Source organism: Streptomyces sp. NBC_00385, assembly GCF_035917155.1.
Classification (GTDB): domain Bacteria; phylum Actinomycetota; class Actinomycetes; order Streptomycetales; family Streptomycetaceae; genus Streptomyces; species Streptomyces poriferorum.
Map to the genome: position 1 here is coordinate 2788429 of NZ_CP107951.1, position 25748 is coordinate 2814176.

General features: G+C 69.2%; 21 protein-coding genes. 8 read left to right on the forward strand and 13 right to left on the reverse strand.

What is annotated here, in order from left to right:
- Positions 1 to 89 precede the first annotated feature (89 nt).
- Positions 90 to 1721 (reverse strand): peptide ABC transporter substrate-binding protein, encoded by a 1632-nt coding sequence (locus OG959_RS12080; RefSeq protein ID WP_326658149.1) that lies wholly within the window; start codon positions 1719 to 1721, stop codon positions 90 to 92.
- Positions 1722 to 1909: 188 nt separating this feature from the next.
- On the opposite strand from OG959_RS12080, the gene OG959_RS12085 reads away from it, so the two are divergent.
- Positions 1910 to 2359 (forward strand): NUDIX hydrolase, encoded by a 450-nt coding sequence (locus OG959_RS12085; RefSeq protein ID WP_326658151.1) that lies wholly within the window; start codon positions 1910 to 1912, stop codon positions 2357 to 2359.
- 11 nt (positions 2360 to 2370) lie between these two features.
- On the opposite strand, the gene OG959_RS12090 is transcribed toward OG959_RS12085, so the two are convergent.
- Positions 2371 to 2850, reverse strand: a complete 480-nt coding sequence (locus OG959_RS12090; RefSeq protein WP_326658153.1) for an NUDIX hydrolase — start codon at positions 2848 to 2850, stop codon at positions 2371 to 2373.
- Positions 2851 to 2953: 103 nt separating this feature from the next.
- Between OG959_RS12090 and OG959_RS12095 the strand changes: the two genes are divergently transcribed.
- Both OG959_RS12095 and OG959_RS12100 read left to right on the forward strand, forming a co-directional pair.
- The gene (locus OG959_RS12095; RefSeq protein WP_326658154.1) at positions 2954 to 3442 is read left to right on the forward strand and encodes a MarR family winged helix-turn-helix transcriptional regulator; all 489 of its coding nucleotides are present in this window, start codon (positions 2954 to 2956) and stop codon (positions 3440 to 3442) included.
- A complete protein-coding gene (locus OG959_RS12100) occupies positions 3439 to 4767 on the forward strand; it encodes an MFS transporter (RefSeq protein ID WP_326658155.1) in 1329 nt (442 codons plus the stop codon). Before OG959_RS12095 ends, OG959_RS12100 begins: the two co-directional genes overlap by 4 nt.
- A gap of 104 nt (positions 4768 to 4871) precedes the next feature.
- Here the strand turns inward: OG959_RS12100 and OG959_RS12105 are convergent, their stop codons facing one another.
- From OG959_RS12105 to OG959_RS12135, 7 genes are all read right to left on the reverse strand, one after another.
- Positions 4872 to 5999, reverse strand: coding sequence for an ABC transporter ATP-binding protein (locus OG959_RS12105; protein WP_326658156.1), 1128 nt, complete (start codon positions 5997 to 5999; stop codon positions 4872 to 4874).
- Between the two features lie 25 nt (positions 6000 to 6024).
- Positions 6025 to 7089, reverse strand: a complete 1065-nt coding sequence (locus OG959_RS12110) for an ABC transporter ATP-binding protein (RefSeq protein ID WP_219570781.1) — start codon at positions 7087 to 7089, stop codon at positions 6025 to 6027.
- 10 nt (positions 7090 to 7099) lie between these two features.
- Positions 7100 to 8077, reverse strand: a complete 978-nt coding sequence (locus OG959_RS12115) for an ABC transporter permease (RefSeq protein ID WP_326658157.1) — start codon at positions 8075 to 8077, stop codon at positions 7100 to 7102.
- Positions 8078 to 8193: 116 nt separating this feature from the next.
- Entirely contained in the window at positions 8194 to 9996 is a 1803-nt protein-coding gene (locus tag OG959_RS12120; RefSeq protein ID WP_326658158.1) for an ABC transporter substrate-binding protein, read from the reverse strand.
- A gap of 108 nt (positions 9997 to 10104) precedes the next feature.
- The gene (locus tag OG959_RS12125) at positions 10105 to 11136 is read right to left on the reverse strand and encodes an ABC transporter permease (protein WP_442805563.1); all 1032 of its coding nucleotides are present in this window, start codon (positions 11134 to 11136) and stop codon (positions 10105 to 10107) included.
- 696 nt (positions 11137 to 11832) lie between these two features.
- Positions 11833 to 13704, reverse strand: a complete 1872-nt coding sequence (typA, locus tag OG959_RS12130) for a translational GTPase TypA (RefSeq protein WP_326658159.1) — start codon at positions 13702 to 13704, stop codon at positions 11833 to 11835.
- A 526-nt stretch (positions 13705 to 14230) separates the two neighbouring features.
- Entirely contained in the window at positions 14231 to 16639 is a 2409-nt protein-coding gene (locus OG959_RS12135; protein WP_326658160.1) for an ABC transporter family substrate-binding protein, read from the reverse strand.
- Positions 16640 to 16968: 329 nt separating this feature from the next.
- Between OG959_RS12135 and OG959_RS12140 the strand changes: the two genes are divergently transcribed.
- From OG959_RS12140 to OG959_RS12155, 4 genes are all read left to right on the forward strand, one after another.
- Positions 16969 to 17217, forward strand: a complete 249-nt coding sequence (locus tag OG959_RS12140; protein WP_326658161.1) for a hypothetical protein — start codon at positions 16969 to 16971, stop codon at positions 17215 to 17217.
- A 136-nt stretch (positions 17218 to 17353) separates the two neighbouring features.
- Positions 17354 to 18136: a hypothetical protein gene (locus OG959_RS12145; protein WP_326666346.1), complete on the forward strand. Its 783-nt coding sequence runs from the start codon at positions 17354 to 17356 to the stop codon at positions 18134 to 18136.
- The gene (locus OG959_RS12150; protein WP_326658162.1) at positions 18137 to 20050 is read left to right on the forward strand and encodes a fumarate reductase/succinate dehydrogenase flavoprotein subunit; all 1914 of its coding nucleotides are present in this window, start codon (positions 18137 to 18139) and stop codon (positions 20048 to 20050) included.
- The gene (locus OG959_RS12155; protein WP_326658163.1) at positions 20047 to 20820 is read left to right on the forward strand and encodes a succinate dehydrogenase/fumarate reductase iron-sulfur subunit; all 774 of its coding nucleotides are present in this window, start codon (positions 20047 to 20049) and stop codon (positions 20818 to 20820) included. The genes OG959_RS12150 and OG959_RS12155 overlap by 4 nt, the downstream gene beginning before the upstream one ends.
- A gap of 9 nt (positions 20821 to 20829) precedes the next feature.
- Here the strand turns inward: OG959_RS12155 and OG959_RS12160 are convergent, their stop codons facing one another.
- From OG959_RS12160 to OG959_RS12170, 3 genes are read right to left on the reverse strand one after another with little or no spacing between them, the layout of a single operon-like run.
- The gene (locus tag OG959_RS12160; RefSeq protein WP_326658164.1) at positions 20830 to 21381 is read right to left on the reverse strand and encodes an isochorismatase family protein; all 552 of its coding nucleotides are present in this window, start codon (positions 21379 to 21381) and stop codon (positions 20830 to 20832) included.
- Positions 21382 to 21426: 45 nt separating this feature from the next.
- Complete coding sequence (locus OG959_RS12165; protein WP_326658165.1) at positions 21427 to 22851, reverse strand: MFS transporter; 1425 nt, start codon at positions 22849 to 22851, stop codon at positions 21427 to 21429.
- Complete coding sequence (locus OG959_RS12170; protein WP_326658166.1) at positions 22848 to 23303, reverse strand: MarR family winged helix-turn-helix transcriptional regulator; 456 nt, start codon at positions 23301 to 23303, stop codon at positions 22848 to 22850. The genes OG959_RS12165 and OG959_RS12170 overlap by 4 nt, the downstream gene beginning before the upstream one ends.
- Positions 23304 to 23472: 169 nt before the next feature.
- Here OG959_RS12170 and OG959_RS12175 point away from each other — a divergent pair, with 169 nt between their 5' ends.
- Positions 23473 to 24525 carry a LacI family DNA-binding transcriptional regulator gene (locus OG959_RS12175; RefSeq protein WP_326658167.1) on the forward strand — a complete coding sequence of 351 codons (1053 nt, stop codon included), beginning with the start codon at positions 23473 to 23475 and terminating at the stop codon, positions 24523 to 24525.
- A gap of 20 nt (positions 24526 to 24545) precedes the next feature.
- Here the strand turns inward: OG959_RS12175 and OG959_RS12180 are convergent, their stop codons facing one another.
- On the reverse strand, positions 24546 to 25526 hold the full coding sequence (locus OG959_RS12180) for an acetylxylan esterase (protein ID WP_326658168.1): 981 nt from the start codon (positions 25524 to 25526) through the stop codon (positions 24546 to 24548).
- Between the last annotated feature and the right edge of the window lie 222 nt (positions 25527 to 25748).

The following is a 25748-nucleotide window of genomic DNA, read 5'->3' on the forward strand; positions in this document are numbered from 1 at the left end:
GGTCGGAAGTCTCTGGGCTGAGGAGTCGCGGGACGGGGAAGCCGGGTGGCCGGTGCGTGGGCGCACCGGCCACCCGGCTGCCTATCGGGTCACTTGACCTCGATCTGCTCGTACACCGGGACGCTGAACTGGTTCAGGGAGACGTTGGTGACGTTCTCCGAGTAGCCGGCGCTGCCGTTCTGGTACCAGAGCGGGATGACGGGCATCTGCTGGACCATGACCTTCTCGGCGTCCTGGAAGGTGGAGACGGCCTTGGCCTTGTCCGACTCGGCGTTCGCCTTGTTGACGAGGTCGTCGAACTGCTCGTTGCTCCACTTGCCGTCGTTGGACGAGGCGTTGGAGTAGTACACGGGCTGCAGGAAGTTCTGGATCAGCGGGTAGTCCATCTGCCAGCCCGCACGCCAGGCGCCGCTCAGCTTCTGCTGGGAGACCTGGCTGCGGAAGTCGGCGAAGGTGCCGATCGGGGCGCCCACGCACGCCTTGTTGTTGCCCATGACCTTGTTGATGCTGTTGCAGACGGCGTCGACCCACTCCTTGTGGGAGCCGGTGTCCGCGTTGTACGAGATCTTGAGCTGACCGCCGGGGATCCCGCCGCCGTCCTGGATCATCTTCTTGGCGTCGGCGGCGTTGTACGTGCACTCCTTGCCGCAGAGCCCCTTCTTGAAGCCGCCGTCGTCCCCGAGGACCGGCGAGGTCCAGTCGGATGCGGGGGTGCGGGTCTTCTGGAAGATCTGGTTGGTGATCTGCTCGCGGTTGATCGCCATGGAGAGGCCCTGGCGGACCTTGGCCCCGTCGGGGGTGTCCCACTCCTTCTCGTAGAAGGGGAACGCGAGGGTCTGGATGATGCCGGCCGGGGTGTTGATGTAGCGGTCGCCGAGGTCCGCCTTGACGTTCTTGAGCTGCGAGGCGGGCACGTCGTCGACGAGGTCGAGGTTGCCGGCCGTCAGGTCGGTGTAGGCGGTGTTGTTGTCGGTGTAGACCTTGAGGTCGATCCCGCCGTTCTGCGCCTTGTCGTCACCCGGGTAGTCGTCCCACTTGCGCAGGTTCATGGACGAGCCCTTGGTGTACTTGTCGATCGTGTACGGGCCGTTGCCGATCGGCTTGGACACCCAGGCGTCGTGGTCCGTGAAGAAGGCCTTGGGCAGCGGCGCGAAGGCGGGGTAGCCGAGGGTGTCGGGCCACAGGGAGAACTTCTGCGTCAGCTTGACCGAGAAGGTCATGTCGTTCACCTGCTTGAGCCCGGAGAGCGTGGTGGCGCTCGCCGTCCCCGTTTCCGGGTGGACCTTGTCGTATCCGTCGATGTAACCGAAGAAGTAGGCGTTCTTCTGGTTGTTCTTCAACAGGGCGCCGTAGTTCCACGCGTCCACGAACGACTTGGCGGTGATCTTCTCGCCGTTGCTGAAGGTCCAGCCGTCCTTCACCGTGATCGTGAAGTTCTGGTTGTCCGTGGACTCGATCTTGTCGGCGAGCATGTTCGTCGCCTCGCCGGTCTTCGGGTCGTACTTCTTGAGCCCCCGGAAGATCATGTCGAGGACCTTGCCGCCCTGCACCTCGTTGGTGTTGGCGGGCTCCAGCGGGTTCTGCGGGTCACCCCAGGAGGAGCTCACGATCCCGTCCGCGCCACCGCCACCGCTGCCGCTGTCCCCTCCGCCGCAGGCCGTCGCCGTCAGGGCGACGGCCACCGCACATGCGGCCCACTTGACCTGTGTGGCTCCGCGCATGGAGTGCCTCCTCGTAGTGCTCCGTCTTACGTGAGGTCAAATATCGCCTCATAGCGGACTTCTCGCACATTTACTCCCGCCATCCGAGCTCAGCGGGGCCATGCGGGTGGATGCGGGGCCGCTAGCGTGCATTCCGGCGTCAGGGTTTGACCTGTCGGCTTTACGCACACGAGGGAGGGGCGGGAATCATGGACGCTCAAGTACGGACCCGTGTTTCGGCATACGCCATCGCAAGGGAGGGCGATCGCCTCCTGCTGGCCCGCCTGTCGGACGCTTCACCCGTCTTCGCGCCGGGGCTGTGGCACCTGCCGGGCGGCGGGATCGACCCGGGCGAGCAGCCCGTCGAGGCGCTGGCCCGTGAGCTCCTGGAGGAGACCGGACGTGAACTCGCGGATGCCCGGCTGGCCGACGCGCGGACGTACGCGGCCCGGCGGAACGGGGTGAGCTGGAGCCTGACGGCGCTGTTCTACGTGGTCACTCTCCAGGGCGGGGCGACGGAAGTGGCCGAGGCCGACGGCTCCACGGACGGGGTGGCGTGGATCCCGCTGACCGGCCTGCGGGACGGGGCCCTGCTGTCACCGGCGGCGGCGGACGCCCTCCGCATCCTCGAACGGGCGACGCCCACGATCACCCGCTGAGGCGAGCACCCTCACGCCGGTCGGCCCCGGTCGCACCACGGGCCGTCCGGTACCAGCGCGCCGAGCACCGTCAGCAGCTGCGGCGGCTCGACCCGGTCAGGCAGCACGGCCAGATCCGGCCGGGCGACCCACGCATGCGTGTCCAGGCCGACCTGCTCGTCGGGGAGCAGCCCGGTCCGCACGAGCGCCGGCCGCTCGCCTTGGAACCGGGCGAGGAAGAAGTGCTCCGTCCCGATGTGCCGCTTGGCGTTCCACCACACGTCACGGTCGACGGGCACCCAGCGGTCCAGGACGGCGGCCGGGTCGAGTCCGGTCTCCTCGACGAGCTCACGCCGCGCCGCCACCAGCGGAGTCTCGCCGGGCTCGATGCCGCCGCCGGGCGGCTCCCAGAGCCATGACCCGTCATGCGGATCCCGCCGGCGCAGCAGAAGCACCCGGTCGGCGGCGTCGAGGCAGACGACCCGGGCGGCAGGTCGGTGTGTGGGTTCCACCGGCCCGACGTCAGGCGGCACGCACCACGCGTTCAAGACCGGCTCGGCCGGCCGTCACGGCCCGTCGCGGCCCCATATATACAAGCGCTGTTATATTAGCGCTATGACATCTTCGGATCCCACTGCGCTGCCCGATCCCTGGCACTCCCTGCACGAGCTGCTGGCGGCCATGGACGCCGAGATCGAGCAGGTCTACGTCGAGCGCGGCATCAAGGGCGTACGGCCCCGCTTCGCCTATCCGCTCATCCGGCTCGCCCACACCGGCCCCCTGACCATCCGTGAGCTCGCGAAGTCCCTGAACCGCTCGCACTCCGCGATCAGCCAGACCGTCGCCGCCATGCTCAAGGAGGATCTGGTCACCTCCGAGCCGGGGCCCGACGCCCGCACCCGGCACATCGGCCTGACCGGGCGCGGCCGGTCGCTGGTGCCGTTCCTGGAGGCGGAGTGGCGCGCCACCCATGCCACGGTCGCCGAGTTGGACCACGAGGTGCCGCATGCGATGACCGGCGTGGTCGAGGAGGTACGGCGAGCGCTGGAACGCCGGTCGATGCGGGAGCGGATCCTCCACCACCTCACCGAGCCACCGCGATGAGCGGGCGCTTCCGCGTCCGGTTCCTCGACACCCGCCCGCTGCGCGGCAACCGGCCGTTCCGCGACCTGTGGATCGGCACCTCCGTCTCCCAACTCGGCGGCCAGGCAGCCAACGTGGCCGTGCTGGCCCAGGTCTGGGATCTGACCGGCAGCCCCGTGGGCACCGGTGCCATCGGTCTCGCCACCGGTCTGCCGATCGTCCTGTTCGGGCTGGTGGGCGGCACCCTGGCCGACACCGTCGACCGCCGCGCCGTGGTGCGGGCCACCACGGCGGGCCAGCTGCTGGCCGCCGCGGGGCTGTGCGCCCAGGCCCTGGCGGACAACCGCAGCGTGCTGCTGCTGCTCGCCCTGGTCGCGGTGGGGACGAGCTGCGGCGCTCTCGGAGCGCCTGCCCGGCGCACCTTCCCGGTCCGGCTGTTGCCGGGCGACCAGGTGGCGGCCGGTCTCGCGCTGACCAACATCTCCTTCCAGGCGGCCATGCTGGCCGGTCCCGCGATGGCCGGGCTGATCATCGCCCGCTGGGACTTCCCTGCCGCGTACGCGGCCCAGGCCGTGGCCATGGCGGTCTCGATGCTCGCGGTGATCCGGCTGCCCGCCATGCGGCCCGACGGTGCCGGCGCGGCGGGTGGCAGGCGCCGGCCGGAGCGCGGCGGGTGGCGGGTCGTCCTGGGCCGCCCGAACCTGCGGGGCTCGCTGGCCACCGACCTGGCCGCCACGCTGCTCGCCATGCCCGTCGCCCTCTTCCCGCTGGTCAACGAGATCCGCTTCGAGGGAAACCCGCAGACCCTGGGCCTGTTCCTCTCGGCCGTCGCGGTCGGGGGCATCACGGCCGGGCTGCTCTCCGGCACGGTGACGCGGTGGCGCCGCGGCGGACTGGTACAGCTGGCCGCGGCCGGTGTCTGGGGCCTGGCGCTGGCCGGTTTCGGTCTGGCGGGGCCCTTGTGGGCGGCGCTCGGCTGCCTGGCCGTGGCGGGCGCCGCCGACACCGTCTCCGTCGTCACCCGCAGCGCCCTGGTCCAGCTGGAGACGCCGGACGCGTACCGGGGGCGGGTCTCCTCGGTGGAGCACGTCATCGGTGTCGCGGGCCCCGAGCTCGGCAACTTCCGCGGCGGCCTGCTGGCATCGGCCACGTCCGCCCCTCTCGCCCTGGTCGTCGGCGGGCTCTCCGCCACCCTGGCCATCGCCGCAGTGGCCGCGACCCACGCCCCCCTTCGCGCCTACCGCACCCCGTCCGCCTCCGCGAAGCCGGACGGCCCTCCCCCACGCCCCGCCGCCTCCGAAGCCGCCCCGGGAACCGCCCCCGAGGCCTCCGTGACGGCAGGATGACCGAGCCGCCCGCCTTCCCGCCGCGAGGCCCCGGAAACGCGAACGGGTGCCGGGACGCTTCCGCGTCCCGGCACCCGCACTCCCGGCTCTGCCGGAGTGTCCTGCTACTTCGTTTCGGCGTTCTTCTCCAGAGCGATCAGCGCGGGGTCGAGAACGACGTCCGGGCCGGTCTTCTCCGTGGTCGGCTCCTCCGGGAAGTGGCAGGCCGTCAGGTGGCCCTCACGGGCACCCGAGAGCTGCACCAGCGGAGGCTCCTCCGTCGCGCACTTGTCCTGCGCCTTCCAGCAGCGGGTCCGGAAGCGGCAGCCGGACGGCGGCATGATCGGCGACGGCACGTCACCGAAGAGCCGGATCCGCTCCGTCTTGTCCGCGTCCAGGTCCGCGTTCGGCACCGCCGAGAGCAGCGCGTGCGTGTACGGGTGGCGCGGGGCGTTGTACAGGGAGTCGCGGTCGGCGACCTCCACCACCTTGCCGAGGTACATCACCGCGATGCGCTGCGAGAAGTGACGGACGATCGCGAGGTCGTGCGCGATGAAGACGAACGCGATGTTCAGCTCACGCTGAAGCTCCTGGAGCAGGTTGATGACCTGCGCCTGGATCGACACGTCCAGCGCCGAGACCGGCTCGTCCGCGATGATGATCTTGGGGTTGAGCGCGAGCGCGCGGGCAACACCGATGCGCTGACGCTGGCCCCCGGAGAACTCGTGCGGGAAGCGGTTGTAGTGCTCCGGGTTGAGCCCGACCGTCTCCAGCAGCTCCCGCACCCGTGCCTCACGGCCTCCGGGCGGGTTGATCCCGTTGACCTCCATCGGCCCCGAGATGATCGTTCCGACCGTCTGCCGCGGGTTCAGCGAGGCGTACGGGTCCTGGAAGATCATCTGGATCTCGGACCGGATCGGTGCCAGCTTCCTACGGTTGGCGTGGGAGATGTCCTGGCCGTTGTAGGTGATCGTGCCGCTGGTCGGCTCCATCAGCCGGGTGAGGAGCCGGCCCGTGGTCGACTTGCCACAGCCCGATTCACCCACCAGACCGAGGGACTCGCCCGGGTACACGTCCAGCGTCACGCCGTCGACGGCCTGGACCGCACCGACCTGCCGCTTGAAGGGAAATCCGCCGTAGATCGGGAAGTGCTTGGTCAGGCCCTTCACGCTCAGGAGCGGTTCCGAGACATCCGGCTCCCGCTGCGCCTGAGCCGTGTCCGGACCGGCGGTGTTGCTCTTGTTCTCGCTCATGGTCATAGCCCCAGTTGCCGGTACATCAGCCCAGCCGGGGCTGAATCGTCTCGATGAAAACCTGCTGCTTCTGCTCGCCGGTGAGGTGGCAGGCAGAGCCGCGACCCTCCGGAAGCAGGGGTCGCTCGTTCACGCAGCGGCCGCTCCCGTCGACGATGTCGACGAACGAGCACCTCGGATTGAACGCGCAGCCCGACGGCGGGTTCAGCAGGCTGGGCGGCGACCCCGGAATCGGCGTCAGTTCCGAGCCCACGTCCTGGGAGAGCCGCGGCATCGAGCCGAGCAGGCCCCAGGTGTACGGGTGCTCCGGAGTCTTGAGCACCTCACGCACGGTGCCGCGCTCGACGGCCCGGCCCGCGTACATCACCAGCAGGTCGTCGACGGTGTTCGCGACGACGCCGAGGTCGTGGGTGATCAGGATGATCGCCGAACCGAACTCCTGCTGAAGATCCTTGAGCAGGTCGAGGATCTGCGCCTGGACGGTGACGTCCAGGGCCGTCGTCGGCTCGTCGGCGATCAGCAGTTCGGGGTTGCAGACCAGCGACATCGCGATCATGGCGCGCTGACGCATACCGCCGGAGAACTGGTGCGGGAAGTCGTCGACCCGGTTCTTCGGGTCGGGGATCCCGACCTTGCCGAGCATCTCGATCGCCCGCGCACGCGCCTCCTTCTTGGAGGCACCCGTGTGCTTGATGTACGGCTCCGCGATCTGCCGGCCCACCGTGTAGTACGGCGAGAGCGCGGTCAGCGCGTCCTGGAAGATCATCGCCATCTTGTTGCCGCGGAGCGTCTGGAGCTGCTTGTCGGAAGCCCCGGTGATCTCCTGGCCGTCCAGCACGATCTCGCCCGAGACCTGGGTGCTGCGCCGGTTGTGCAGCCCCAGGATGCTCAGGTTGGTCACCGACTTGCCGGAACCCGACTCGCCGACGATACCGAGCGTCTGCCCGCGCTCCAGGTCGAACGAGAGCCCGTCCACGGCTTTGACGATGCCGTCCTCGGTGGAGAACTGGACCCTCAGGTCCCGCACCGACAGGAAGGCTCCGGACGAGGAGGGTGCGGGCGAGTCCTCGGTCTTGGTGAGTGTGGTCACGGTCGTACTCCTAGGACAGACGCACGCGCGGATCGATGAACGCGTACGCGGCGTCCACGATGACGTTGAACAACAGGATGAAGGCGGCGCTGATGATCATCACGCCCATGGTCAGCGGGAGGTCCTTGTCGACGACCGAGTCCCGGGCGAGACGGCCGACTCCGGCCAGACCGAAGGTGAGTTCGGTGACCATGGCGCCGCCGAAGAGCGCACCCATGTCCATACCGATGATGGTGACGATCGGGATGAGCGAACCGCGCCAGGCGTAGCGGAAGAAGACGAAACGCCCCGTCATGCCCTTCGCTCGGGCCGCCTTGACGTGCTCTTCCTGCAGCTGTTCGATCATCGACGAGCGCGACATACGCGTGTACTGGGCCGTGAAGATGACCGACATGACGAGCCACGGGATCAGCAAACCCATGAACCAGCCGCTGAAACTCTCCGTCAGCGGCACGTACTTGGGCTTGTCCAGCCATCCCGTGCTGTACACGAAGATTCCGAGAACCACCGGGCCGAGGAAGTAGATCTGCAGAGAGCTCAGGACCAGCGAAGCCGAGCTGACCGTCTTGTCGACCTTCGTGCCCTTCTTCCAGGCAGCGAGCATGCCCAGACCCAGACCCACCACGAGGAAGACCAGAAGGCCGCCGGCGGAGAGGGAGAGCGTCAGCGGGAACCGGTCGACAATGGTGTCCCACACGGGCTGCTGACTGTTGAAGGAAATGCCGAAGCAAGGAGCCGCGCAGTCACCCATGGGGAAGTCGCGACCGGCGAAGATGCCGACCATGTAGTGCCAGTACTGAACGGCCACCGGCTGGTCCAGGCCGAGGTTCTTGTGAATGACGTCCAGCGCGTCCTTGGTGCAGTTCTTGCCACAGGCCAGCATGGCCGGGTCCTGCGGGATGGCGAAGAACATGAAGTACGTGACGGCACTGATCAGAAAAAGCGTCAGGACTGCGCCGAGCGTCCGGCGAGTGAGGAATCGAAGCATGGCTGGTCGCTGCTCTCAGGACGGCGGCAATGAGGGGGACATCAGGAGAGGGCCTGACGTCCCGGGGGTGCGCGCTCCGCCGTGTGCGCACCCCCGGGATCGGCCTGTGCGGGTTGCTACTTCTTCAGGTACAGACGCGTGACGTCGACGTAGCTGGCGTCACTCGAGTACCGGAGGCCACCGACGTTGGAGCCGAAGATCTGGAACACCTTGGTGAAGTAGATCGGGGCGGCCGGGTTGATGCGCTCCACGATGTCGTGGTGCAGCGCGGTCCATGCCTTCTGAGCCTCGGCCGGGTCCGTGATCTTCATGATGCGGGCGATCTCGGCGTTGACCTTGGGGTCGTTGATGTGCGAGTAGACGGAGGAACCGTCCTGCAGCTGGGTACCGTCGTAGGACGGCGGGATGACGGTGGAAGCCGCCGGCCAGTCCTGGCCCCAACCGGTCATGTAGAGGTCGAGACCGTTCTTGACCTTGCCGACCTGCTCGTACCAGGTGGCGGAGTCGATCTCCTTCTTCACGACCTCGAGGCCGATCTCCTCAAGACGCTTGGAGATCAGGACCGCCTGCTGCTGACGGACCGGGGTGTTGCCGTAGGCGTAGATGACCTTCTTGCCCTCGGCGCCGGCTTCCTTGATGAGCTCCTTGGCCTTGGCCACGTCACCGTTGGGCTTCTTCAGCTTGCCGAAGGGGTCGTAACCCTTCTCGTAGCCCGGAACGGTCGGGGCCATCAGACCGGTCGCGGTCTCACCACCGTAGGCGCCACCGTCGAGCTTGTAGAGCTGCGCGTTCGGCATCGCGTAGGTGATCGCGTCACGGACCTTCTTGTCCGTCATGCGGTCGAGGTTGAAGTTGAGCTGCCACACGTACGGGGCGTAGCCCTGGATCGTGCGCTTCATCGCGGCAGCGTCGCCGACGACCTTGCTCACCTGGTTGGTGGCGACCTGACCCGTGAACATCACGGCGTTCTTGGCCTCGCCACGGTCGGCCAGGAGGGTCTTGGTCTGGTCGGGGTCGTCGTGGTTGAACTCGATGTTGAAGCCGTCGACGTACTGGTGACGGACCGAGTCGGTCGCAGCGTCCCAGTTCGTGTTCTTGACGAGCTTCATCGACTTGCCGGGCTTGAACTCGGCGATCTTGTACGGGCCGGTCGCGACCGGGTCCGTGTCGTACTTCTCCTTGGTGTCGGTCTCCTTGGGCACCACGGAGTAGCCGGGCATCGCCAGCGCCTGGGCGAGGTCGGGCTGCGCGTCCTTGAACTTGAAGACGACGGTCTTCGCGTCCGGGGTCGCCAGGACCGAGTCCGGCAGGTGCTTGCCCTTGTACGGACCGTCCGGCAGCGCCTTGCGGTACGTGGTGCCCGAGCCGGACAGCCAGTTCTGGATGTAGATCGGGCCGTCGGTGACGAACGGCGCGTACATGCGCTCGATCGTGTGACGGATGTCGGACGAGTCGATCACGTTGCCGTTCTCGTCCTTGAGGTTGTCCTTGAGCGTGTAAGTCCAGGTCTTACCGCCGTCGGTCACCTTTCCGGAGTCGGTGGCGAGGTCACCGACCACGGTGAGCTGGCCCTTGTCGTCCTCCTGGTACTGCGTCAGACCACGCTGGAGCAGCCGGTCCAGCTGCTTGGCGTCGCTGACGTAGCTCTGGGCCGGGTCCAGGTGCGAGAAGTCGGTCTCCTGGTAGACCGTCATGGTGCCGCCGGACTTGGCGCCGGTGACCTCGGCCGCGGGGCCGGTGGACGCCTTCGCGTCTCCCATGACGACGGCCGACGACTGCTTGGCAGCGTCTTCCTGGGTCTTCGACTTGCTCTTGCTGCTGTTGTCGTTGTCGCTGCCGCCGCATGCGGTCAGCACCAACGAACCGGCTGCAACCGCGATGACCGCGGCGCGCATCTGGCGCGTACCAAAGATGCTCATGACGATGAGTACCTATCTGTCAGTAGTGATCCAACTGAGCTGCCTGGCACGTCCGGCCCTGGCCGGCGTCCGGGTGACAGCTACCCCATCCGCGGGGGGACGGAAGCTTCAGCGGCCGGACTTGGGGTCGAACGCGTCTCGGACGGAGTCGCCGAGGAGGTTGAACGCCACCACGAAGACGACCATGGCGACACCCGGGAACAGCATGTAGACCGGGTCCTGCTCGTAGATGTCCGCGCCGATGGCGAACATCCGCCCCCAGTCCGGGGTGGGTTCGACGAAGCCGACACCCACGTAGGAGAGGAACGCCACGGAGAGAATCGTGGACGGCAGCATCAGCGTGGCCTGCACCAGGACAGGCGTGATGATGTTGGGCATCAGTTCCTTGCGGATGATCCGCCCGGGCGAGGCACCCGAGATCTTCGCGGCCTCGATGAACTCCCGCTCGCGCAGGGTCAGCGTTTCCGCACGGATCAGACGGGAGAGGCCCATCCAGCCCAGGAACGACAGCACGATGATGATCGCTGCGGCCCGCAGAGCGGTGGGGGTCTCCTCGTCGGGACGGACGAACGCCGCGACGACCACCGGCATGGAGGCGATGAAGAACAGCTGGCTGGGGAAACCGAGCAGGAAGTCCGTCAGCCGGCCGAGCCAGTAGTCGATCTTGCCACCGAAGTAACCGCCCACCAGCCCGATGAACACGCCGACCGCGACCATCAGGACGGTGGCGGCAAGGGCGGTGTAGATCGAGGTGCGCATGCCGTAGACGAGCTGCATGAACACATCGCGGCCCAGGTTGGGCTCGATGCCGAACCAGTGGTCGGCGGACATGCCACCTGCACCACCCGCAGGCATGTTGAACTCGTCGAGGAGGTCGAGGTTGTCCTGCCCGTAAAGGGTGTAGGCATCCTTGCCGTAGAGCATCGAGATCACGGGCGCGAGAATCGCCACCGCGAAGAAGAACAGGACGATGCACGCGGATATGACCCCAACGCGGTCCCTTTTGAAACGGCGCCACATCAGCTGCCCGGGAGAAAGGCCTGCGGCCTGCTTGGCCTCCGGGCCACCGGACTCCGCCTCGCTCCCGGAGGCCGGGAGGGCTGACGCCTCGGCGTCATCAATCTGCACAGGACTTGTCACGGTCGGTCGACCCCCATAGGGATCAGCGTCGCGCACACGACCCAGTTGGTGCTTATGGCACCACGCATGGGTTCCTCCTCAAGAGTCCACTTGTTCACCGCAGGAGAGACACCGACATCCGCCGCCATCTCTGACGTGCCTGATCGGTACACCCAGCGTGCTCGTGAGTCGGCACCCTGCCAGTGCGCGCCTCATTGACCCGAGCTCAACTGAGCCAACTATTGAGCACAACCGGGCTGTAAACCACACTTAAAGGGTCTCGGTTTGACAACATAGGGAAGCCCTGAATGGCCGAAATTCGGACAAAGGGATCCTAGACAGACACACCCGAAACGGACTGTTAACACGTGGTCCGGTGAACAGCGCCCGATATCCGGACGTCTGACGAAAGAAAACAGGTTGCGCGGTACAGCCCGGCGGCACGTGTTCCACGCCGTCCGGGGACACAGGAACGACATCGCCCGGTGGCCGGGTTTCCCTCTCCTCCGCGACCGCAACCTACAAGGGCCGGAGGCCTCCCCGGGAGGGCGTTTCGGGTCATTCCCGGCCCGAGGCCCCGTCCCGGCCCTCGCGCACCGGGAGCCGGGCCGCAGGCACCCCTCGGGCGCGTCTCAACGGCGCTCCGGACCGGCGGTATCCGCATACGGGAAAGGCCCGGTTCCGCGACATGCGCGGAACCGGGCCTTCCTCGTGCGATCAGCGCTTGGCGCGCGAGGCGGAGCGGCCGCGCTCCTTCTGGTCCAGGACGACCTTGCGGATACGCACGGTCTCCGGGGTGACCTCGATGCACTCGTCGTCGCGGCAGAACTCCAGCGACTGCTCGAGCGAGAGCTTGCGGGCGGGCACGACGTTCTCCGTCGTGTCCGCGGAAGCCGCACGCATGTTGGTGAGCTTCTTCTCCTTGGTGATGTTCACGTCCATGTCGTCGGCGCGCGAGTTCTCGCCGATGATCATGCCCTCGTAGACCTCGGTGGTGGCCTCCGTGAAGATGACACCCCGCTCCTGGAGGTTGACCATCGCGAACGGCGTCACGACGCCGGCCCGGTCCGCCACCAGCGAGCCGTTGTGACGGGTGCGCAGGTCGCCGAACCACGGCTCGTGGCCCTCGAACAGGGAGTGCGCGATGCCCGTACCGCGGGTCTGGGTCAGGAACTCCGTACGGAAGCCGATGAGGCCGCGGGACGGGACGATCCACTCCATGCGGACCCAGCCCGAACCGTGGTTCGTCATCGTCTCCATGCGGCCCTTACGGGTCGCCATGAGCTGCGTGATGGCGCCGAGGTGCTCCTCCGGCGAGTCGATCGTCATGCGCTCGATCGGCTCGTGGGTCTTGCCGTCGACCTGCTTGGTGACCACCTGCGGCTTGCCGACGGTGAGCTCGAAGCCCTCCCGGCGCATGGTCTCGATGAGGATGGCCAGTGCGAGCTCGCCGCGGCCCTGGACCTCCCAGGCGTCGGGGCGCTCGGTGTCCAGGACGCGGAGCGAGACGTTACCGACGAGCTCGCGGTCCAGACGGTCCTTGATCTGGCGGGCGGTGACCTTGTGGCCCTTGCCGCCCTTGCCGACCAGCGGCGAGGTGTTCGCACCGATGGTCATCGAGATGGCCGGCTCGTCGACCGTGATCAGCGGCAGCGCGATCGGGTTCTCGGTGTCGGCCAGGGTCTCGCCGATCATGATGTCCGGGATACCGGCGATCGCGCAGATGTCGCCCGGGCCCGCCTTCTCGGCGGGCTTGCGGGTGAGCGCCTCGGTCATCAGGAGCTCGGTGATGCGGACGTTGGACTGCGTGCCGTCACGCTTGATCCAGGTGACCGTCTGACCCTTGCGCAGCTCACCCTGCTCGACGCGGCAGAGCGCGATACGGCCGAGGAAGTTGTCGGCGTCCAGGTTGGTGACGTGCGCCTGGAGCGGGGCGTCCTCGTCGTACTCCGGGGCCGGGACCGCGGAGAGGATGGTGCTGAAGAACGGCTCCAGGCTGTCGCTGTCCGGCGGGACGGTGCCGTCCTCCGGCTTGGTCAGCGAGGCGACGCCGTCACGGGCACAGGCGTAGACGATCGGGAACTCGATCTGGTCCTCGTCGGCGTCCAGGTCCAGGAAGAGGTCGTACGTCTCGTCGATGACCTCGGCGATCCGGGAGTCCGGCCGGTCCGTCTTGTTGATGCAGAGGATGACCGGCAGCTTGGCCGTCAGCGCCTTGCGCAGCACGAAGCGGGTCTGCGGCAGCGGGCCCTCGGAGGCGTCGACCAGCAGCACGACCGCGTCGACCATCGACAGGCCTCGCTCGACCTCACCACCGAAGTCGGCGTGGCCGGGGGTGTCGATGATGTTGATCGTGATGACGTCGCCGCCATCCTTGGGGTGGTACTTCACGGCCGTGTTCTTGGCCAGGATCGTGATGCCCTTCTCACGCTCCAGGTCGTTCGAGTCCATCATGCGATCGTCGAGGTGCTCGGCGGCGTGCGCGGCGAACGCGCCGGCCTGCTTGAGCATGGCGTCGACCAGCGTGGTCTTGCCGTGGTCGACGTGGGCGACGATGGCTACGTTACGGATGTCGTGGCGCGTGGGCATGGGTGGCTTGCGCTTCTCTCGGATCGGGGATTCAGGCGTCTTAGTCGGTCTTGAGTCCTCGTACGCCCGCCGGGCGGACGCGCCACGGCTAGTCCCATGGTACGGGCCAGGCGCGCCTCCGGCTTCCCGGGCAAGGGTTACCGGCCATGGGACGGGGTATCGCGTCCGGTCCGGGTGATGCGGTGGGCCCGCGTCCGCTTGATGTTTCCGCCTCCGTGATCAGGTCTTCCGCCGGAATTCACCGGTGGTCATGAACACGGTCCCCCGGGCGGACGACGCGAACGCGGGGCCGGAACAACTCGGGAGGTGGGGCTCCGGAGCTGCGGCTCCTCGGCGGGGGCTCGGAGCGGGCCTCCACGGCGCGGTCTTCGGGTTGGGGCCCTTCGGCCGGCGGTGGAGTGGTCAGGTCACCCGGGTCAACAGGTACGCACAGCCTTGCCCGCCGGCAGTCCGGCGGGCAAGGGAATTGAGCCAGTTCTGAGCTTTCGGTCCGGCGCTGACCTGCTGCTTCGTCGTGTTGGCCGGTTTACTTCGTCGTGTTGGCCGGGGCGCCGGCGGACTGCGGCTTCTTGAAACCGATGTCCTGGTAGTGCGGCACCCCGAAGCCGAAGGCGCCGACGTTCACGAGCTTCTTGTCCGTGGCGACCAGCTGCGGGCGCTGATAGAGGGGAATCGATCCTGCGGCGGCCCAGATCCGGGCGTCCGCCTGCTTCATCAGATCCCGGGACGTCTTCTCGTCGAGTTCCGAGACCGCCTCGTCGAAGAGCTGGTCGATGTGGTCCGTGCCGACGCGGGAGTAGTTCTGCTCGACGAGCAGCGAGCCGTCGGTGGCGGGCACCGGCTTCGCGAAGATCGGACGGTTGTCCGTGGCCGGGTAGGCGGTGGCGGGCCAGGAGTACAACGCCAGGTCGTAGGCACCGGAGGCGACGTGGTCCCGGAAGTAGCTGTCGTCGGAGACCTTGGTGATCTCGGTGCGGATCCCGATGGTGTCCAGCATCGCCGCGATCTTGTCGCCGACGCTGCGCAGGGACTCGGAACCGGGACCCGACGGCAGGACGAACCGCAGCGTCAGCGCCTTGCCGTCCTTGCCGAGCGGGCCACGGGCGGTGTCGGGGGCCTGGACGGGGGCCGCGGTACCGACCGGGGCGTAGGCGCCGGCCGCTCCGCCGGGCTGCCGGTCCTGGGCGGTGATACGGGCGGGGGCGTCCTCGGAGGTGCCCGTCTCGCCCAGGTGCCCGGCCTGGCGCAGCAGGGCGGCGCTCTGCACCGCGGCGGCGGGGGCGGGCGCGATGACGTGGGTGGCGGTGCCCTCGGCCTCGCCGGGCTTGTTGTCGTCGCCGACGATGTACAGACCGTCGTCCTTCGAAGGCTCGCGGCGGGCGGCGTCGCTGGTCTTGCCGTCGTCGTCCGCGCCCTCCGCCTTCTCCTCCTTCTCGTTCTCCTCCTTCGTCGTGCCGGCCTTCTCCTCCTTCTTCTTTGCGGCCTTCTCCTCCTCCTCCTTCTTGCCGGCGTCCTTCTGCTTCTCGCCCTCGCTGCCCGCCTTGGTCCCGTCCGTCTTCCTGAGGGCGCCCTCACGCGTCCACCCGGCGTCGGCCAGCAGCGCCTGCGCCTCCTTGGTGTCCTGGCTGCCGAGCGCGTCGCTGCCGTCCTTGTACGCGGGCTGCCCGGCGAGGGCCAGGTGGCTGCCGAGGGGCTCGGCGGGCAGGCCGAGCGGCTTGAGCACGGTGTCGGCGAGCTCCTGGCGGTCCAGGGCGCGGGCCACCGCCCGGCGTACCCGGTCATCGGCGAGCGGCCCGCTCTCACCGTTCAGCGCGAGCTGGGTGTAGGCGGGCTCCAGGGACTTGCGGACCGCGTAGCCGCGCAGGTCGCTCTGCTCGGCCGCGTACGCCTTCGCGGCCCTGGCCTTCTCGTCCCGGGCCTGCTGCGCCTCCTCGGCCACCTCCTCGTCGGAGCCGTGGGCCAGTGCCCAGGACCGCAGCGCCTGGGCCGGAGTGACCTCGGAGCCGGGGCCGTGGGCGGGCGGTGCGCCGTTGCCGCCGGTGTCCCGGGCGGCCTGGACGATGCGGTTCGCGGCCGCCGAGTCGATGTCGGCGACGTCGACCTTCCCCTCGGTCAGCGCCTCCGTGCGGTCCTGCGGCTTCACCGCCTTGAAGACCAGTGAGTCGAGCTTGGCGGGGCTGCCCCACCAGCGCGGGTTGCGGGCCAGCGTGACGGAACCCGTCTCCTTGTCCACCTCGCGCAGCCGGAACGGTCCCGCGGTCGCCTTGAGCGTGGACCGCGCACCGTCGTTGAAGGCGTCCGGGGAGCCCGTCACCTGCTTCGGGTACAGCGGGGAGAAGAGCGAGCGCCAGTCCGCGTACGGCTTGGCGAAGGTGACCTTGACCTCCAGGTCGTCGGCACCGCGCTCGATCTTGTCGATGCGTTCGTACCCGGCGTTGCGGGCCGTCCAGAAGGCGGAGTCCTTGCCGCTCAGCGCGCGCCACTGGGCGACGAAGTCCGGTGCGCCGATCTCCCGGCCGTCGCTCCAGACCGCCTGCTGGTTCAGCCGGTAGAGCACGACCTGCTTGGGCTCGGTCTCGACGACCTTCGCGGATTCCAGGTAGTCCGGATTCAGCTGCGGGCGGCCCTTGGCGTCCAGCGGGAAGAGGGTCGGCAGCAGTGCGCCGGTGATCCGGGTGGTGGCGCTGTCGGCGTCGGCCTGGAAGGCGTTGAGGGTGGCGGGCATCGCGTCGATGGCCCAGTTGACCGTGCCGCCCTCCGCCACCTGGGCGCGGGCCGCGGACGCGATGTCCTGCGGGGTGACGACGGTGCTGGTGGCCTCGTCGCCGCCCGAGCTGCAGCCGGCCAGGACGGGAAGGGTGAGCACCCCCGTGGTGAGCAGGGCGAGCGAGCGGCGCTTTCGGGATGTCCCGCGCGGGACGCCGACGTGGGACATGACTGATACCTCCGGGGACGGCCCGGCCCACCGTTACCCGTATAGGCCGGATTCTGCGTGTTTGGTGGCATTTGCAGTTGATCACACTGGTTCCGCCCGTCCACTGAAAGCGCCCACGCGCGGGAGACCGCGCAGACACGGCGCAGCGGCCCCGAACCTCACCCGTGCGGCGGAGTGCCGGAACCGGCCGGATTTCCGGCACCGAAGGGGCCTCCCCACCCCGCAGCGCAAGACGGGGACGCCCGCTCTCTTCCCAACGGGGATGTGACGCGCGACACTCGCATGCGCATGAGCATGGCCACCCGCGACCGCGGAAGTGAGATCAAGTCATGTCACTACAGGACGAATTGACGGCAGTTCAGCACTGTCTCGACGACCTGGTCCGCACCGTCGGACGGCTGGAGCGGAGCCTTGCGCAGCTGCGCGAGGCGGCCACCGCTCCGGACCCGCTCGGCCCGGCCGGCCACGCCGCACCCGTCGACGGCGTCATCACGATCACCGAGGCGCCGTACGACACCACCCTGTGGACGGACTCGGACGACGAGGGTCTGGGCGTCCCCGGCAGGCACGCCCCCTAAGGGCTGGTCTGACACCTCCTAGGAGAGTTCCTTGGCCACCGGTACGGAAACAGGAACGGATTCAGGCAAGGACCCGGGCAGCGCCCCGGGCACGCAGCCCCGCCCGCCGGGCACTCCCGCCGCCCGGACGACGGGCGTGCACCACCCCACGCGGGCCGCCATCGCCGCCCGGCATCTGCGGACCGACCGCTGGTGGCTGGCGCCCGCGGTCACGGCGGGCGGGCTGCTCGCCTTCATCGTCTACTCGACCTGGCGGGCGTTCGCGAACGCGGACTACTACGCGGCGCCCTATGTCTCACCGTTCTACTCGCCCTGTCTGGCGGACAACTGCGCCCCCATGCGGAGCGGCCCGAACTGGGAGATCCTCGGCAGCTGGTGGGGCCTGTCCCCCGCCCTGCTGATCCTGATCTTCCCGCTCGGCTTCCGGCTGACCTGCTACTACTACCGCAAGGCCTACTACCGGGGCTTCTGGGCCTCGCCCCCGGCCTGCGCGGTCGCCGAGCCCCACCACAAGTACAGCGGCGAGACCCGCTTCCCGCTGATCATGCAGAACATCCACCGGTACTTCTTCTACGCGGCGGTGCCGGTCGCCGGGATCCTCACGTACGACACCGTGCTCACCTTCCGCGACGAGCACTACGCCTGGGGCCACATGGGCCTCGGCTCACTGATCTTCCTGGTCAACATCGCCCTGATCTGGGCGTACACCCTGTCCTGCCACTCCTGCCGGCACATCATCGGCGGCCGGCTGCGGCACTTCTCCAAGCACCCCGTGCGCTACCGGCTGTGGGGCTGGGTGGGGCGGCTCAACGCCCGTCACATGCTGCTCGCCTGGGCCTCGCTGATCAGCGTGGCGGCGTGCGACTTCTATGTGTACCTGGTCGCCTCCGGCGCCTTCGACGATCCGAGGTTTTTCTGAATGACTGAGCTCGAACGACAGCAGTGGGACGTCGTCGTGGTCGGTGCCGGAGGCGCCGGGCTGCGCGCCGCGATCGAGGCCCGGGAGCGCGGGGCCCGTACGGCCGTCATCTGCAAATCGCTCTTCGGCAAGGCGCACACGGTCATGGCGGAGGGCGGGATCGCCGCCTCCATGGGCAATGTGAACTCCGGGGACAACTGGCAGGTGCACTTCCGCGACACCATGCGCGGCGGGAAGTTCCTCAACCAGTGGCGGATGGCGGAGCTGCACGCCAAGGAGGCGCCCGACCGGGTCTGGGAACTGGAGACCTGGGGCGCGCTCTTCGACCGCACCCCCGAGGGAAAGATCTCCCAGCGCAACTTCGGCGGCCACGAGTACCCGAGGCTGGCCCATGTCGGGGACCGTACCGGCCTCGAACTGATCCGCACTCTCCAGCAGAAGATCGTCTCCCTCCAGCAGGAGGACGAGCGCGAGTTCGGTGACCACGAGGCACGCCTGAAGGTCTTCCAGGAGTGCACCGTGACCCGCGTCCTGAAGGACGGGGACCACGTCTCCGGGACCTTCTGCTACGAGCGCGAGACGGGCCGCTTCTTCGTGCTGGAGGCGCCCGCGGTCGTCCTCGCCACCGGCGGGATCGGCAAGTCCTTCAAGGTGACGTCGAACTCCTGGGAGTACACCGGCGACGGCCACGCACTCGCACTGCTCGCCGGCGCACCCCTGCTGAACATGGAGTTCGTGCAGTTCCACCCCACCGGCATGGTCTGGCCGCCCTCGGTCAAGGGCATCCTCGTCACCGAGTCGGTACGCGGCGACGGCGGGGTGCTGCGCAACTCCGAGGGCAAGCGGTTCATGTTCGACTACGTCCCCGACGTGTTCAAGGAGAAGTACGCGCAGTCGGAGGAGGAGGGCGACCGCTGGTACGAGGACCCGGACCACAACCGCCGCCCGCCCGAGCTGCTGCCGCGCGACGAGGTCGCCCGCGCCATCAACTCGGAGGTGAAGGCGGGGCGCGGCTCGCCGCACGGCGGGGTGTTCCTGGACGTGTCGACCCGGATGCCCGCGGAGCGGATCCGGCGCCGGCTGCCGTCGATGTACCACCAGTTCAAGGAGCTGGCGGACGTCGACATCACGGCCGAGGCGATGGAGGTCGGCCCGACCTGCCACTACGTGATGGGCGGCATAGCCGTCGACTCCGACACCGCGGCTGCCCCGGACGTGCCCGGCCTGTTCGCGGCGGGCGAGGTCGCGGGCGGCATGCACGGCTCCAACCGGCTCGGCGGGAACTCCCTCTCCGACCTGCTGGTCTTCGGCCGGCGGGCGGGGCTGCACGCAGCCGGGCACGCCGCGTCCGCCGTCTCCCGGCCGGTCGTGGACGAGGCACAGATCGACGCCGCGGCAGCGGAGGCCCTGCGTCCGTTCAGCGCGGAGGACCTCGCCGAGGGCGCGCCGACGGAGAATCCGTACACGCTGCACCAGGAACTGCAGCAGACGATGAACGACCTGGTCGGCATCATCCGGCGGGCCCCCGAGATGGAGAGGGCCCTGGAGAAGCTGGCCGGACTGCGCGAGCGGGCCGAGCGGGCCGGCGTCGAGGGCCACCGGCAGTTCAACCCCGGCTGGCACCTCTCCCTGGACCTGCGCAACATGCTGCTGGTCAGCGAGTGCATCGCGCGGGCGGCCCTGGAGCGCACCGAGAGCCGCGGCGGCCACACCCGCGAGGACTGCCCGACGATGGAACGGTCCTGGCGCCCGGTCAACCTCCTGTGCCGGCCGGCCGCCGGCTCCGCCGTGCCGCCGGCGGGCCGGATCGATCTCGTACGCAAGGTGACCGAACCCATCCGTCCGGATCTGCTCTCCCTCTTCGAGAAGGAGGAGCTGGTCAAGTACCTCGCCGATGAGGAGCTCTACGAGTGAGCAGCTACGACGCACGGTTCAGGGTGTGGCGCGGGGACGCCGAAGGCGGCGGTCTGGAGGACTTCGAGGTCGAGGTCAACGACGGCGAGGTCGTCCTCGACATCATCCACCGCATCCAGGCCACCCAGGCGGGCGATCTGGCGGTGCGGTGGAACTGCAAGGCGGGCAAGTGCGGTTCGTGCAGCGCGGAGATCAACGGACGGCCTCGGCTGCTGTGCATGACGCGGATGTCGGTCTTCGGCCGCGAGGAGACGATCACGGTCACCCCGCTGCGGGCGTTCCCGGTGGTGCGCGACCTGGTGACGGACGTGTCGTTCAACTACACCAAGGCGCGCGAGATCCCGGCCTTCGTTCCTCCGGAGGGCGTGAAGCCGGGCGAGTACCGGATGCGGCAGGTCGATGTGGACCGCTCGCAGGAGTTCCGCAAGTGCATCGAGTGCTTCCTGTGCCAGGACACCTGCCATGTGGTGCGCGACCACGAGGAGAACAAGCCGGCCTTCGCCGGCCCGCGCTTCCTGATGCGGGTCGCCGAGCTGGACATGCACCCCCTGGACGCCGCCGCCGAGTCCGGACTCGACCGGAGGGCGACGGCGCAGGAGGAGCACGGGCTCGGGCTCTGCAACATCACGAAGTGCTGTACGGAGGTGTGCCCCGAACACATCAAGATCACCGACAACGCGCTGATCCCACTGAAGGAACGGGCGGTGGACCGCAAGTACGACCCGCTGGTGTGGCTGGGGAACAAGATCCGGCGGCGGGACGCGACGTGAGGCGGACCGTCAGCCGAGCAGCTTGACGATCGCGTCGGTGGTGTCCGTCTCGCCGAGGCGGGGGAAGATCCGCTCGACGCTGTTGTCGTGGGCCTCGGCGCTCATGTCGGTCACCGCGTCCGTGGCGACGGTGACGTGGTAGCCGTGCTCGTGCGCCGAGCGGGCGGTGGACTCGACGCCGATGCTGGTCGCGATGCCGGCCACCACGACCTGGGTAACGCCGCTGCGGCGCAGCCGGAGGTCGAGGTCGGTGCCGTAGAAGGCGCCCCACTGCTGCTTGGTGACGACGATGTCACCCTCGGCCGGGCCGAGTTCGGGCACGATCTCGGCCCAGTCGGCGGCCGGCTGCCCGGACCGGGCGGGGCCCTCCGTGCGGCCGGGCGCTCCGCCGGTGACACGGACCAGGAAGACCGGGAGGCCCTTGGCCCGGAAGGCGTCGGCGAGGGTCGCGGCGCGGGCGACGATCTCGGCGGCGGGGTGGGCGGTCGGCAGGCCGACGATGCCCTTCTGGAGGTCGACGACGATCAACGCGGTCTTCGGGTCGAGGGTGGTGGCGCTCATGGTGGTGGTACTCCTTGGTCGGGTGGTGCTTGAGGGGGGGTTGGTTCAGGTACGCCCGCGCAGGGCGCGGTCGGTGACGGTGAGGACGATGAGCAGCGCGCCCAGCACGGCGGCGACGCCGGCCATCAGGTGGAGTCCGTGGTCACCGGCCGACTGCCCGTAGGCGAGCGCGATGAGGCTGGACGCGGTGATGGCCCCTATGTACTGGGCGGTGCGCTGGAGGCCGGCGGCGGAGCCGATGGACTCGGGCGGGGCGTAGGCCTGGACGGCCGCCTGGTTGCTCGTGCCGATGAGCCCCTGCGGGATGCCGAAGCAGGCGCCGGCCAGCAGGAGGACGGCGACCGGGGTGTCGCCCGAGAGGAAGAACAGCAGTCCGGCCCCGGCGGTGAGCAGCACACAGGCCAGGGTGAGGGGTCCGCGGATGCCTTTCGTACGGGCGCCGAGCAGCGAACAGACCAGCGCGGCGACGGACATCGGAAGCATCAGCAGACCGGTGTGCCCGGACGAGTAGCCACGGGCCTCCTCCAGCCACTGGGTGTACCCGTACATCACGACGTAGATCAGCAGGTAGCTGATCCCGTGCCGGAGGTACGTCCGCGAGAGGGCGGCGTTCTCCGCAAGCATCCGGAGGTCGATGAACGGCTCGGGGCGACGCAACTGCCACCAGGCCAGGGCTCCGGCCAGGAGGGCGAACGGCGCGAGCAGCCACCACATCGGGTGGGCCAGGTCGAGCAGGAAGAAGACCAGCACGGTCAGGGCCGTGGTGAAGAGGCCGATGCCGAGCGGGTCCAGGCCGAGCCGGGGCGCGCTGTCGGCGGCCCGCCCGCGTGGCGGGTCGGCGGGGATCCAGAGCAGCGCGGCTCCGAGGGCAACCAGTGCGACGGGCACGTTGACGGCGAAGATCCCCCGCCAGCCGACGAGCATGACCAGCAGGCCGCCGAGCGTGGGACCGACGGCCGCGCTGCCGAGCGCGGCGAAGGAGAGCCGGGCCAGCACGGGACGCGGGGTGACCCGGCCGATCCGGGCCGACTCGTCACGCAGCACCGCCATGGCGGCCGGATAGGCGGCCGACGTACCGATGCCGAGCAGCAGCCGGGACACGATCAGCCATCCGAAGTCCGGCGCCACCGTCCCGACGACGCCGGACGCGATGACGACGACGAGGCCGGCGAGGAAGACGCGGCGGGGGCCGAGGACGTCGGCGAGTCTGCCCAGGACGGGCTGCGCGACGGCGCTGGCGAGGTAGAGGACCGAGATCAGCCAGGCGGTGTCGGCCGCGCCGATGCCGAAATGGTGCCCGATCGCCACCAGCGCGGTGGAGATCATGGTCGTGTTGAGCGGATTGAGCAGTGAACCGAGGAGCAGCGGGGCGGTGAGCCGGGCGCTGAAGCCCGGTACGGGCGCCGCCTCCCGGTCCGGGTCTGCGTGCTGCCGGACCGGTGCGGCGGGTAGCGCGTCCGGACGGTTCATGAACCGACCAGGCGCTCGATGAAGGTCGCGGCCTCGGCGACGGTGCGCCGCTCGGCCCCGTCCAGTTCGGCGGCGACGGCCTCGGCGAGCCAGTTGCGCTTGGCGGCCCGGACCTCGGCGAGGGTGGTGCGGCCGGTGTCCGTCACCGACACGACCGACTTGCGGCCGTCGGCCGGATCGGGCGCGCGCCCGATGAGTCCCTGCTCCTCCAGCGCGCCCAGGGTCAGCCGCATCGACTGGGGGCGCACGAACTCGGCGCGGGCCAGATCGGCCGTGGTGGCCGGCCCCCCGTCCTCCAGCCGGGCCAGCACCGAGCGCTGGGTCGGGGTCAGCAGACTCTCCGACGACGAGGAGCGCAGCCGTCGCAGCAGCCTGCCGACGACGGAGGCGAGCTGCTGCGCCACTTCCTCGGCCGTCGGGTCGGCGGGCGTGGTTCCGGACGGTCGCGTCATGCCTCCACCGTAAAAGATGCACAGGACATCTTGCAAGGTCACCTGTTGATTCCTGGATGGCCTTGCCCGTTTCCGGCCCGCGATCTAGGGTGAATGCGCTTTCAAAACGTGTACGCCGACATCTCTGTCGGCACGCGTCAGTACGGAGAAGAAGCGGACGGTCGGTCGAGTGAGCGCCCCAACGGTGTACGACGTCGCGGAGCGGTCGGGCGTCTCGATCGCCACGGTTTCGCGGGTCTACCGCACCCCGGAATCCGTGCGCGCCCAGACCCGTGAGCGGGTCCTGGAGGCGGCGCGCGAGCTCGGTTACGTACCGAGCGGCAACGCACGAGGGCTGGCGAGCCGCACCACCGGTGTGCTCGGCCTGTGCTTCCCCGACTACGCCGACCCGGACGCCGAGGCCGACGCCGAGGCGGACAGCGACGCCGACGACGCGGTGATGCTCTACTCCGACCAGATCATCCGCGGCATGGAGCGCGCGGCCCGGCGGCACGGGTACGCGCTGCTGATCGCCGCGTCGCTGGAGGGCGGACCGGAGAGCCTGGTCGCGAAGGTCGCGGGGCGGGTCGACGGTTTCGCCGTCCTGGCGCAGACCGTGCCGACCGAGGACCTCGAAGTGATATCGCGCCGGCTGCCGGTGGTGATGCTCGCCGGACCGCGCGAGATCGACCACCTCGACCACATCGTCGTCGCCAACGCCGACGGCGAACGTGAGCTGACCCGCCACCTGATCGAGGACCACGACCTGCGCCGGCTGGTCTTCGTCGGGGGCGACACCGACTCACCGGACGCGGAGGCCCGGTTCCGCGGTTTCCAGGAGGCGTGCCGGGACGCCGGACTGCCGGTGCCGGACGAGCCGGCCCTGCGGACGACGATGATGAAGCAGGCCGAGGGAGCGTGGGCGGCCGAGACCCTGCTGGACCGGGGCGGGGAACGGCCCGAGGCGATGCTGTTCGCCAACGACCAGATGGCGGTGGGCGCGCTGCGTGCCCTGGCCCGGCGCGGCGTGCGGGTTCCCCAGGACATGGCGGTGACCGGCTTCGACGGGATTCCGCTCGGCCGGATCGTCCAGCCCTCGCTGACGACGGTGCGCCAGCCGATCCGCCGGCTGGGCGAGCAGGCGGTCGAGCTGCTGGTCCAGCGCCTGAGCGACACCGGCCGCGAGCCGGTGTCGCTCACCCTCCCGGTCTCCGTGATCCGCCGGACCAGCTGCGGCTGCTGACCCGGGGTGCGGGCCGGCCCTCAGGCCAGCCACTTCCCGAAGAACGCGCGCCGCGCCGCCACCAGGCCGGTCACCTGCTCCGGCAGCCCCTCGTACTCGAAGTGCCCCGCCGGCAGCACCAGCAGCTCCCGCTCCCCCGCCAGCCCGTTGTGTACGGCGAACTGGCCCGGCGGCGGCACGGACGGGTCGAACAGCGCCGCCGCCACCAGCGTCGGCCGCTCGACGAACCCCGCGGCCGTCGCGGCGTCGAAGTACCGCAGCACCTCCACGACCTCGGGGTGCCCGCGGTGATACCCGCGCACGGACTCCCCGCTGCCCGCGCACTCCAGCGTGAGCCGCAGCGGGTGGTTGCCGAACGTGGGCACCGTCAGCTGCGCCGCCCCGAACCGGTCGTCCCAGGGCAGGGCCAGCGCCCCGAGCCCGCCGCCGAAGCTCTCGCCGAGGAGGCCCAGCCGGCCCGCCCCGGTGAGCTCCGGCACCAGCTCACCGAGCGCGGAGGCCGCGCACCACAGGTCCGCCACGCAGTCGCCGATGACGTAGGTGTCGCGCGACTCGATGCCGTGCAGCACATGCTGCGCGGAGACGTCGGGGATGCCCGCCACGAGGCCACGCGCACCCATCCCCCGTACGCACGGCAGGATCGCGGCCGACGCGGGCAGCGGCAGCGGTACGTCGGGCCCCGGCTCCTGGCGCCCGCCGTACCCGTGCCCGATGACGAACCCGTGGCCTACCGGCTCCGGTTCCACCGGCAGGGCCAGCCAGCCGCCCAGGCGCACCCCGCCCACCGAGGTGTACGTCACACCGTGGATCCGCACACCGTCGCGCTCGTCCTCCAGCGGCCCTATCTCCGGGTCCGTGGCGACCTGGCGGGCCGCGTCGTACCGCGCGCGCCAGAAGTCCGCGAAGTCGTCGGGAGCGGGCGGCGCGGGCACGGCCATGAGCGCGTCGACGGTGTGCCCGTAGGCCGGATCGAAGGGGAAGTCATGCACGTACGAAGTCATGATCACGACACTATCGCCGCCTGCGCTCCGACCTTGAGCCTGCCCGCCCAGGTGCAGCCCCGGGCCCGCACGGCCCCGGAACCAACCATGCGGAATCGGTCACACCCCCACCTTTTCCGCAAACACCACGCTTACCGTTCCAAGTTGAACATTCAGATGTCCAGCACGTTGCACGAGTGTGACCTAGCACCCTCTTGCGGATTTCCGAATCTCTGCCGCAGA

Excerpts from the sequence above, each read along its gene's own strand:
- OG959_RS12080 (WP_326658149.1), bottom strand. The coding sequence starts at position 1,721 with ATGCGCGGAGCCACACAGGTCAAGTGGGCCGCATGTGCGGTGGCCGTC.
- OG959_RS12085 (WP_326658151.1), top strand. The coding sequence starts at position 1,910 with ATGGACGCTCAAGTACGGACCCGTGTTTCGGCATACGCCATCGCAAGG.
- OG959_RS12095 (WP_326658154.1), top strand. The coding sequence starts at position 2,954 with ATGACATCTTCGGATCCCACTGCGCTGCCCGATCCCTGGCACTCCCTG.
- OG959_RS12100 (WP_326658155.1), top strand. The coding sequence starts at position 3,439 with ATGAGCGGGCGCTTCCGCGTCCGGTTCCTCGACACCCGCCCGCTGCGC.
- OG959_RS12105 (WP_326658156.1), bottom strand. The coding sequence starts at position 5,999 with ATGAGCGAGAACAAGAGCAACACCGCCGGTCCGGACACGGCTCAGGCG.
- OG959_RS12115 (WP_326658157.1), bottom strand. The coding sequence starts at position 8,077 with ATGCTTCGATTCCTCACTCGCCGGACGCTCGGCGCAGTCCTGACGCTT.
- OG959_RS12120 (WP_326658158.1), bottom strand. The coding sequence starts at position 9,996 with ATGAGCATCTTTGGTACGCGCCAGATGCGCGCCGCGGTCATCGCGGTT.
- typA (WP_326658159.1), bottom strand. The coding sequence starts at position 13,704 with ATGCCCACGCGCCACGACATCCGTAACGTAGCCATCGTCGCCCACGTC.
- OG959_RS12135 (WP_326658160.1), bottom strand. The coding sequence starts at position 16,639 with ATGTCCCACGTCGGCGTCCCGCGCGGGACATCCCGAAAGCGCCGCTCG.
- OG959_RS12140 (WP_326658161.1), top strand. The coding sequence starts at position 16,969 with ATGTCACTACAGGACGAATTGACGGCAGTTCAGCACTGTCTCGACGAC.
- OG959_RS12150 (WP_326658162.1), top strand. The coding sequence starts at position 18,137 with ATGACTGAGCTCGAACGACAGCAGTGGGACGTCGTCGTGGTCGGTGCC.
- OG959_RS12160 (WP_326658164.1), bottom strand. The coding sequence starts at position 21,381 with ATGAGCGCCACCACCCTCGACCCGAAGACCGCGTTGATCGTCGTCGAC.
- OG959_RS12165 (WP_326658165.1), bottom strand. The coding sequence starts at position 22,851 with ATGAACCGTCCGGACGCGCTACCCGCCGCACCGGTCCGGCAGCACGCA.
- OG959_RS12170 (WP_326658166.1), bottom strand. The coding sequence starts at position 23,303 with ATGACGCGACCGTCCGGAACCACGCCCGCCGACCCGACGGCCGAGGAA.
- OG959_RS12180 (WP_326658168.1), bottom strand. The coding sequence starts at position 25,526 with ATGACTTCGTACGTGCATGACTTCCCCTTCGATCCGGCCTACGGGCAC.